The organism is Pseudomonas sp. P129 (genome assembly GCF_020312195.1).
Taxonomy (GTDB): Bacteria; Pseudomonadota; Gammaproteobacteria; order Pseudomonadales; family Pseudomonadaceae; genus Aquipseudomonas; species Aquipseudomonas fragariae.
In genome coordinates, this window is record NZ_JAGPYS010000017.1 from 61,542 (window position 1) to 71,498 (window position 9,957).

10 protein-coding genes are annotated in these 9,957 nt (G+C 59.2%); all 10 read right to left on the minus strand.

Translation table 11 applies throughout. The features are described 5' to 3' along the window. Positions 1-54 precede the first annotated feature (54 nt). The gene (gene flhF / locus KBY02_RS24750; RefSeq protein WP_104652646.1) at positions 55-1,383 is read right to left on the minus strand and encodes a flagellar biosynthesis protein FlhF; all 1,329 of its coding nucleotides are present in this window, start codon (positions 1,381-1,383) and stop codon (positions 55-57) included. An 11-nt stretch (positions 1,384-1,394) separates the two neighbouring features. Beyond that, complete coding sequence (gene flhA / locus KBY02_RS24755) at positions 1,395-3,524, minus strand: flagellar biosynthesis protein FlhA (RefSeq protein WP_003412395.1); 2,130 nt, start codon at positions 3,522-3,524, stop codon at positions 1,395-1,397. A gap of 330 nt (positions 3,525-3,854) precedes the next feature. After that, on the minus strand, positions 3,855-4,991 hold the full coding sequence (gene flhB, locus KBY02_RS24760) for a flagellar biosynthesis protein FlhB (protein WP_060400335.1): 1,137 nt from the start codon (positions 4,989-4,991) through the stop codon (positions 3,855-3,857). Next, positions 4,992-5,777: a flagellar biosynthetic protein FliR gene (gene fliR / locus KBY02_RS24765; protein WP_017279339.1), complete on the minus strand. Its 786-nt coding sequence runs from the start codon at positions 5,775-5,777 to the stop codon at positions 4,992-4,994. 6 nt (positions 5,778-5,783) lie between these two features. Then, positions 5,784-6,053 (minus strand): flagellar biosynthetic protein FliQ, encoded by a 270-nt coding sequence (locus tag KBY02_RS24770; protein ID WP_002554277.1) that lies wholly within the window; start codon positions 6,051-6,053, stop codon positions 5,784-5,786. Between the two features lie 25 nt (positions 6,054-6,078). After that, positions 6,079-6,831 carry a flagellar type III secretion system pore protein FliP gene (gene fliP, locus KBY02_RS24775; RefSeq protein WP_003316820.1) on the minus strand — a complete coding sequence of 251 codons (753 nt, stop codon included), beginning with the start codon at positions 6,829-6,831 and terminating at the stop codon, positions 6,079-6,081. Beyond that, positions 6,831-7,271: a flagellar biosynthetic protein FliO gene (gene fliO, locus KBY02_RS24780; RefSeq protein WP_003343990.1), complete on the minus strand. Its 441-nt coding sequence runs from the start codon at positions 7,269-7,271 to the stop codon at positions 6,831-6,833. Before fliO ends, fliP begins: the two co-directional genes overlap by 1 nt. After that, positions 7,272-7,730 (minus strand): flagellar motor switch protein FliN, encoded by a 459-nt coding sequence (gene fliN, locus KBY02_RS24785; RefSeq protein ID WP_003316817.1) that lies wholly within the window; start codon positions 7,728-7,730, stop codon positions 7,272-7,274. Positions 7,731-7,791: 61 nt separating this feature from the next. Beyond that, positions 7,792-8,760, minus strand: coding sequence for a flagellar motor switch protein FliM (gene fliM, locus KBY02_RS24790; RefSeq protein ID WP_003422170.1), 969 nt, complete (start codon positions 8,758-8,760; stop codon positions 7,792-7,794). 9 nt (positions 8,761-8,769) lie between these two features. Further along, positions 8,770-9,282 carry a flagellar basal body-associated protein FliL gene (fliL, locus tag KBY02_RS24795; protein ID WP_003343996.1) on the minus strand — a complete coding sequence of 171 codons (513 nt, stop codon included), beginning with the start codon at positions 9,280-9,282 and terminating at the stop codon, positions 8,770-8,772. Between the last annotated feature and the right edge of the window lie 675 nt (positions 9,283-9,957).

Consider the following 9,957-nt stretch of genomic DNA (forward strand, 5'->3'; position numbering starts at 1 on the left):
TGAACACCGCATGGCAGACCGTTGACGCAGGGACATTCCAATAATATCCATCACTTAACCCACTCTCTTGCCAGGGGTGTGATAGAGGTCAGCAAACATATCAGCCATTGCTTCTTCACTAGGCTCATCCTGCATTTGCACACTCACCGCGCGGCTTACCAGTTGATGACGACGCGGGGTATGCAGGTCATCAGGAATGCGTGGTCCGTCCGTGAGGTAGGCCACAGGTAATTCGTGACTGATCGCCAGGCTCAGGACTTCACCGAGGCTGGCTGTTTCATCAAGCTTGGTCAGAATGCATCCGGCCAAGCCACAACGTTTGTAACTGTGATACGCGGCTGTCAGCACCTGCTTCTGGCTGGTGGTTGCCAGTACCAGATAGTTGCGCGACTTGATGCCACGACCCGCGAGGCTTTCCAGCTGCATGCGCAGCGCAGGGTCACTGGCCTGCAGGCCGGCGGTGTCAATCAGCACCACGCGCTTGCGCAGCAGCGGTTCCAGCGCCTGAACCAGAGACTGGCCAGGATCGATATGGGTGACCGGTACGTTGAGGATGCGCCCAAGGGTCTTGAGCTGCTCCTGCGCGCCGATGCGGAAACTGTCCATGCTGACCAGTGCGATATTCTGCGGGCCATACTTCAACACGTAACGTGCTGCCAGTTTGGCCAGCGTGGTGGTCTTGCCCATGCCGGCAGGACCGACCATTGCAATCACGCCGCCCTCTTCGAGTGGCTCGACTTCAGGGACGGCGATCATGCGGGCCAGGTGCGCCAGCAGCATGCGCCAGGCCTGACGAGGCTCGTCGATCTCCGGAATCATCGACAGCAGGTCGCGTGACAGCGGGCCGGACAGGCCGACACGTTGCAGGCGTCGCCACAGGTTGGCCTGCTGCGGACGAGTGCCCTGCAGCTGGTTCCAGGCCAGCGAGCCGAGCTGGACTTCCAGCAGCTCACGCAGGCCGTTCAATTCGGAGCGCATCGAGTCATAGGCGCGCTGGCCAATGGCAGGCTCGGCGGCCTGTGGCGGTGCGTACGCGAATGGACGCGGCGGCTCTTCGAGCGTCGGCTCGATGTGCGTATCGGCAGGGTTGCCCGGCTTGCCGGAAAACAGCTGCAGGTTGATCGATGCATCGCTGTCGCTGCGGTTGTTCAATTCGGCCTGGGCGGAAACGATACGCGACTGAGTCTTGCGCAACTCGTCTTCCAGCTCCATGTTCGGCACACGCGGTGCCAGGGCGGACAGCTTGTAATCCAGAGCGGCAGTCAGCTCTACGCCACCGGCAATGCGCCGGTTACCGATGATGGCCGCTTCAGCGCCCAGCTCATCGCGAACCAGCTTCATGGCTTGACGCATATCGGCGGCGAAAAATCGCTTAACTTGCATGACTCACTACCTCAGCCGTTTGGCCCGACAGTCGCTACGATGGTTACTTGCTTGTTGTCCGGAATTTCCTGATACGCCAGAACATGCATGTTCGGTACAGCCAATCGTCCAAATCGTGACAGCATCGCCCGGACAGGCCCTGCTACCAGAAGAATTACCGGCAACCCTTGCATCTCCTGACGCTGGGCGGCCTCGATCAACGAACGCTGGAGCTTCTCAGCCATGCTTGGCTCAAGAAGAACGCCTTCTTCCTGACCCTGACCAGCCTTCTGCAAACTATTGAGCAATATCTGTTCCAACCTTGGCTCCAGAGTGATAACAGGCAGCTCCGGCTCAACGCCTACAATGCTTTGGACGATTGCGCGGCTCAGACCCACGCGCACTGCGGCCACCAAAGCGGCGGTATCTTGACTCTTCCCGGCGTTGTTGGCGATAGCCTCTGCAATGCTGCGAATATCCCGCACAGGTACGTGTTCAGCCAGCAGCGCCTGCAGCACGTTGAGCAGCGAGGACAGCGACAGCACGCCCGGTACCAGCTCTTCAGCCAGCTTGGGCGAGCTTTTGGCCAGCAATTGCATCAATTGCTGGACTTCCTCGTGGCCGATCAGCTCATGCGAATGTTTGTAGAGAATCTGGTTCAGGTGGGTTGCCACTACCGTACTGGCATCGACCACGGTGTAACCCAGTGACTGCGCCTGACTGCGCTGGCTGATTTCGATCCACACGGCTTCCAGACCAAACGCCGGGTCTCTGGCGGTAATGCCGTTCAGGGTGCCGAACACTTGACCGGGGTTGATCGCCAGTTCGCGATCCGGGTAGATCTCGGCCTCGGCCAGAATCACACCCATCAGCGTCAGACGATAGGCGCTTGGCGCCAGATCGAGGTTGTCGCGAATGTGCACGGTAGGCATCAGGAAACCGAGCTCTTGCGAGAGCTTCTTGCGCACACCCTTGATACGCGCCAGCAACTGGCCACCTTGATTGCGATCCACCAGCGGAATCAGGCGATAACCCACTTCCAGGCCAATGATATCGATGGGCGTCACGTCATCCCAACCCAGTTCTTTGGCATCCTGAACACGGGTCGGCGAAGGCAGCAGGTCTTGCTGGCGCTGCACTTCGGCGATGGCCTCGACCTTCACCTGATTTTCTTTTTTCCACAACAGGTAGGCGCCGCCTGCGGCAACCAGCCCGAGACTGATAAAGGAAAAGTGCGGCATGCCCGGGACAAGGCCCATGACGATCATGATTGCAGCGGAAACCCCCAGCGCCTTGGGCGAGGCGAACATCTGACGATTGATCAGCTTGCCCATCTCTTCCGAACCGGAAGCACGGGTCACCATGATCGCTGCGGCGGTGGACAGCAGCAGTGATGGCAATTGCGCCACCAAACCGTCACCGATGGTCAACAGGGTATAAACACGGCCGGCGTCGGCGAAAGTCATGTTGTGTTGCAGGATACCGACCAGCATGCCGCCGATCAGGTTGATGAACAGAATCAGCAGACCGGCAATCGCATCGCCGCGCACGAATTTACTGGCACCGTCCATGGAACCGTAGAACTCGGCTTCCTGGGCGACTTCGGCACGGCGGCGCTTGGCTTCCGGCTGATCGATGAGGCCGGCGTTGAGGTCGGCGTCGATCGCCATCTGTTTGCCGGGCATCGCGTCGAGGGTAAAGCGTGCGCTCACCTCGGAAATACGGCCGGCACCCTTGGTGATAACCACGAAGTTGATGATCATCAGAATCGCGAACACCACGATACCGACGACGTAGTTGCCACCGATCACCACTTCACCGAAGGCCTGAATCACCTTGCCCGCCGCGGCGTGGCCGTCCTGACCGTGAAGCATCACCACCCGGGTGGAAGCCACGTTCAGCGCCAGACGCAGCAACGTGGCGACCAGCAGAATGGTCGGAAACACAGAAAAATCCAGCGGCCGCAGGGCGTACACGCAGACCAGCAGTACGACGATGGACAGTGCAATGTTGAACGTGAAGAACACGTCCAGCAGGAACGGCGGCATCGGCAACATCATCATTGCCATCATGACCAGCAACAACAACGGAACGCCCAACTGACCACGGCCCAGGCCTGTGATGTTGCTGCGTGCGCTACTGAGTAATTGAGAGCGATCCACTGATTCGTTACCTGCGCACTAGATCAAAACATTGACGCCGATGGCGCCCTGTATCGACCCTGTTGCAAAAATCTGTCCAACTTTTACAAAGCCAGTGGCGGTAAGGCTTTAGGCACAGAAGTCACGTAAATCCGGTGCGCTGAGCGCAGTCAGAAAATCTTCTCGTTTACCTGTGCAAGAACGGACGCGGAGCGTCCGGAACGGCATGCCCGCGCGGAGCATGGGCAGGTGTCTGCCGGAGAAATCTCGCTCCTCACGCTCCAGCGCGGGAAGGCCGTGGGTGACGCTCTGCGTCACAAACCTGCGCCGCACCACGCGTCCAGGAGCAGACTACGCGTCGCGCTGCAGGTCGGGCGGGATCTTGATGTCGCCCAGAGGGTCGGGGCGCTTGCCCTGACCGGCGCGGAACTGGCGGATCTGGTAGACGTAGGCCAGCACCTGGGCGACTGCCAGATACAGCCCGGCAGGGATCTCCTGATCAAGCTCGGTGCTGTAGTAGATAGAACGCGCCAGTGCCGCAGACTCCAGAATCAGGATCTCGTTATGCGCGCCGATTTCACGAATTTTAAGCGCCACCAGATCCGTACCCTTGGCCAGCAACATCGGCGCCCCGCCCTGCTCGGGATCGTATTTGAGGGCGACGGCGAAGTGTGTCGGGTTGGTGATGATCACGTCTGCTTCGGGAACGGAGGCCATCATGCGCCGCTGCGACATTTCACGCTGCAACTGACGAATACGTTGCTTGACCTCCGGGCTGCCCTCGCTGTTCTTGTGCTCGTCGCGCACCTCCTGCTTGGTCATCAACAGCTTCTTGTGCGCTTCATACAACACGAACGGCACGTCCGCTGCCGCGATGAATATCAGGCCGCACGCCATCCAGAAACTGCTCCAGCCCACCACCAACAGGCTGTGGATCATGGCCTGCTCGAGCGGCTCGTGAGCAATCGCGACCAGATCCTTGCGCTCATTGTTCAGGACCACCAGCGCCACTGCCAGAGTGATCAGGAATTTTCCGAAGGACTTGAGCAACTCGACCAGCGCATGCGGCGAGAACATGCGCTTGAGCCCTGCTGCCGGGTTCATGCGGCTGAACTTGGGCATCAACGATTTGGTTGCGAACAACCAGCCACCGAGCATGATCGGCCCCACCAGTGCGGCAACCAGCATGGCGATCAGAAACGGCAGGACCACGACCAGCGCATGCATCCCGGAACTGAGCAGCGCCTTGCCCATGTAGGACTGGTCCATCAGGGTTTCACGGGATATCGTGAAATTATCACGCATCAGTTCGGACATCATCAGGGCGATATCAGAGCCGAACATCAGTAACCCGCCCGCCCCCATCAGCATCACCACCAGCGTGGTCAGCTCCTTGGAGCGCGCGATCTGGCCGTCAGCCCGTGAGTCCTTGACCTTTTTTTCCGTGGGGTCTTCTGTCTTGTCCTGGCCATTCTCGTTTTCTGCCATTCAACGAGCCCTCACCATATCGCGCAACGCCTGCAATGCCTGCGTTGCGATCGGTTGATACTGATTGAGCATGTCACCCATCGTCATCCACAGAATGACCATGCCCAACACCAGCGTAAGCGGGAAGCCGATGGAAAAGATGTTGAGTTGCGGCGCGGCGCGGGTCATGACCCCGAAGGCGATGTTGATGATCAGCAGCGCGGTGATCGCAGGCAATACCAGTCGCAGACCCGAAGCCAGTGCCCAGCCCAGCCCATTGGCCAGCTCCCAGAAGTTATTGACCAGCAAACCACTGCCGACCGGCATCGTGGTAAAGCTCTCGACGAGAACCTCCAGCACCACCAGATGGCCGTTCATGGCCAGGAACAACAGGGTGACCAGCATCGTGAAGAACTGACCAATGGTGGCGGAGGAAACACCGTTGGTAGGGTCGACCATTGACGCAAAGCCCATCCCCATCTGCGTCGAGATGATCTGTCCCGCGATGACAAAGATATGGAAGAACAACTGCAACGACAAGCCCATCCCGGCGCCGATGATGATCTGTTCACCGATCAGCAACAGCGCGCTCAGGTCGAGCGCCTGCACGGGCGGCATGGCTGGGAGCGCAGGCGCGACCACTACGGTGATCGCCACGGCGAGATACATGCGCACGCGACGCGGGACCAGCGTGGTGCCGATGATCGGCATGGTCATCAGCAACGCGATGATGCGAAACAGCGGCAGCATGAAGCTGGCTACCCAGGTACTGATCTGGGTATCGGTCAGCGCAAGCATCGGCTGCATGCGGTGCTAGCCGATCAGGGTCGGAATACTGGTGTACAACGACAGCATGTATTCCATGAATATTTTCAACAGCCACGGGCCGATGACGATAAGGGTGACGAGCATCACCAGCAGACGCGGCAGGAAGCTCAAGGTCTGTTCGTTGATCTGCGTGGCCGCCTGAAACATGGCCACCAGCAGACCGCACAACAGGCTCGGCACCACAAGAATCGCGACCAGCACAGTGGTCAGCCACAGCGCCTCGCGGAACAGATCGACGGCTACTTCCGGCGTCATCGGGCAGACTCCTCAGTAAAACGGCTCATACGCCACCAAAACTGCCAGCCAGGGTGCCGACAATCAGCGCCCAGCCGTCCACCAGTACAAACAGCATGATCTTGAACGGCAGAGAAATGATCAGCGGCGACAGCATCATCATACCCATCGCCATCAGCACACTGGCCACCACCAGATCGATGATCAGAAACGGAATGAAGATCATGAAGCCGATCTGAAACGCCGTCTTGAGTTCCGAAATCACGAACGCCGGAACCAGAATGGTCAATGGCGCGGCATCCGGGGTCGGAATGTCGGTACGCTTGGACAGGCGCATGAACAGCTCGAGATCGCTGGTGCGCGTCTGGGCCAGCATGAAGTCCTTGATCGGCACTTGCGCCTTGGCCACCGCATCCTGCGCGGAAAGTTTCTCCGCCAGGTAAGGCTGCAAGGCGTCCTGATTCACCCGATCGAAGACCGGCGCCATGATGAACATGGTCAGAAACAGCGCCATGCCGGTGAGGATCTGGTTCGACGGCGCCTGCTGCAGGCCGAGGGCCTGACGCAGGATCGAGAAGACGATGATGATTCGCGTGAAGCTGGTCATCAACATGACAAACGCCGGAATGAAGCTCAGCGCGGTCATGATCAGCAGAATCTGCAGGCTGACCGAATACTCCTGCTGACCATCGGCACCGTTGGACAGCGTGATCGCCGGAATCGACAGCGGATCGGCCGCCAGCGCAGCAGGCGTCACCATGACCAGCAACAGCAGTATCAGGAAACGCAAGGCGCCCATCACTTCTTGTCCTTATCCTTGCCCATCAGCTCCATCAGGCGCTGAGCGAATTCAGGGGTGGCCTGCTCGCGCACCGGCACCTGCACCGGCTCCTTGAGCACATGCAGAGGCGTGATTCGCCCGGGCGTAATGCCCAGCAGCACCTGTTCATTGCCGATCTGCACCAGCACCAGCCGATCACGCGGCCCCAGCGCGCGCGAACTCACCAGCTCGATCACCTGATTGCTGTTCGGCCCGACGCGCTGCACCCGGCGCATCAGCCAGGCGAGCACGAAGATCAGACCAATCACCAGGATCAGACCGAACAGCAGTTGCACCACCTGCCCGCCCATGCCGCCGGAGACCGTGTTGGCCACCTGCGCAGGCGCCGCCTGAGCGGCGGGTTCGGCGGCCCAGGCCAGCGATGGCAGGGTCAGCAGAACACTCAGCCAGCGCCTCACTTAGCGCAGCTTCTTGATGCGTTCGCTCGGGCTGATCACGTCGGTCAGACGGATGCCGAACTTTTCGTTGACCACCACCACTTCGCCATGCGCGATCAGTGTGCCGTTGACCAGCACATCCAGCGGTTCGCCCGCCAGACGATCCAGCTCGATCACCGAGCCCTGGTTGAGCTGCAACAGGTTGCGAATGTTAATGTCGGTGCTGCCCACTTCCATGGAGATCGATACCGGAATGTCGAGAATCACATCCAGATTGGGACCATCCAGAGAAACCGGACCAGTGCTTTTCGGCACGCTGCCAAACTCTTCCATGGCCATCCGGCTACCCGAATTCCCGGCGTCCGCAGCCAGCAACGCATCAATATCAGCCTGACTGTCGCCAGCTTCGCCCAAGGCAGCAGCCCATTCATCGGCCAATGCCTGATCTTCAGCAGACGTCATATCGTTTTCATCAGCCATCGGTTGTCCTCTGCACGCAGTATTTCAGTTACGCAACAATTTCCGACGCAGACCAGAAAGGTCAGCGTCGCGCTATGGGTTCGATTACTTGCAGGGCCATCTTGCCCTTGTGCGAGCCAAGCTTGACCTTGAATGAAGGTACGCCATTGGCTCGCATGACCAGCGAGTCGCTCAGTTCCACCGGGATCACATCACCAGGGCGCATGTGCAGAATGTCCCGCAACGGCAACTGGCGCTGGGCGATGGTCGTCGTGAGCGGCACGTTGACGTCCAGCACGTCTTCCTTGAGCGCGTTGACCCAACGCTCATCCTGGTCGTCCAGATCGGACTGGAAACCGGCATCGAGCATTTCGCGGATCGGCTCAATCATCGAGTACGGCATGGTCACGTGCAGATCGCCACCACCGCCATCGAGTTCGATGTGGAAGGTGGAAATAACTACAGCCTCGCTCGGCCCTACGATGTTGGCCATGGCCGGGTTCACTTCCGAGTTGATGTACTCGAAATTCACTTCCATGATCGCCTGCCAGGCCTCCTTGAGGTCGACAAACGCCTGATCCAGCACCATGCGCACGACACGCAGTTCGGTCGGCGTGAACTCCCGGCCTTCGATCTTGGCGTGACGCCCGTCACCGCCGAAAAAGTTGTCCACCAGCTTGAACACCAGCTTGGCATCGAGAATGAACAGCGCGGTGCCACGCAGCGGCTTGATCTTGGCCAGGTTAAGGCTGGTCGGCACGTACAGGGAATGCACGTACTCACCGAACTTCATGACCTGGACACCGCCCACCGCCACGTCCGCAGAGCGGCGCAGCAGGTTGAACATGCTGATACGCGTGTAGCGGGCGAATCGCTCGTTGATCATTTCCAGCGTCGGCATGCGTCCGCGGACGATCCGGTCCTGGCTGGTCAGGTCGTAACTTTTGACGCTGCCAGGTTCGCTGTTGTTGTCGGTCTGGACCATCCCATCGTCGACGCCATGCAGCAGCGCATCGATCTCATCCTGGGAGAGCAGGTCTTGCACGGCCATGTGAGAGTCCTACTGCAATACGAAGTTAGTGAAGAGCAGCTGTTCGATCACAGTCTTGCCGAGTTCTTTCTGTGCGACTTCCTGAATGCTGGCGGTCGCTTTCTGGCGCAGCATTTCCTGGCCGATCGGCGAAGCCAGCGATTCGAAGGGAATGGCTGCAAACAGCATGACCAGATTATTGCGGATCAATGGCATGTGTACCTTCAGCGCTTCCATGTCGGCTGCGTTACGGCCCAGCATGGTAATACTCACCTGCATGTAGCGTTGGCGACCGTTGGCGTTGAAGTTGACGACGAAGGCCGGGGTCATCGGTTCGAACACCGCCACTGGCTTGACGTTCGCTGCCGCTGCAGCCGCCGCTGGATCTACCTTGCTTTCGCTCTTGTGCATGAGGAACCAGGTCGCGCCCACCGACAAGCCTACCGCCAGCAGCAACGCCACGACGGCGATGATAATGAGCTTGAGTTTGCCTTTACCTTTGCCTGTGGTCGCGGGGTCTTTAACTTCTTCGCTCTGCGCCATGCCAATAATCCGTCACTATTCAAGAGGTTCTTCAATACGTGACAGAGGCAGAGCAAGTGTTATGCCAGAGTTGTACGAAACGGGGATGTATCGGACACAACCGGTTACGCGCCAGGGCGCGCAGGGATCGTGATTCTTGTGCCAGCGCTGAGGGCCCGGCCCGGGAATTGATGACTATCGTTCCCACGCTCCGCGTGGGAATGCAGTTCGTGACGCTCTGCGTCACACGGCGGTTTTTCTTTGTCAGGTGAATTGAGGTTCGACTCAGGTCACCTTTTCGCCCCTCGGCGACCTACTTTGATGGGGCCAAAGTAGGCAAAACCCCTCGCTCCGGTTTCCGGCCCGACTTCGTCGGGTTCCTTCGCCCTGTCACTGATCCGGGGGTCGCCGCAACGGGCCCTCCATGGCCCGGTGCGGCTAGCCTGGCGTCCTGCCAGGCTACCCCCGGATCAGCGCCAGGACTCAGCCGTCACTAACGTCGCACTCTGCGTCGTCAGTGCCACCGTGCTCGAAAAGCACTTTTAGAGTAGTCGGACTAGAGGCACGGCCCGGTAGCTGATGACTATCGTTCCTCACGCTCCGTGGACTGCCCCCCGAAAGTTGGACAGTTTTAGCTCGCCGCCTGAGCCCTGTATTTTACGGGGCTCAAGCCGTTTAGCTTCAGCTTGATGCGGT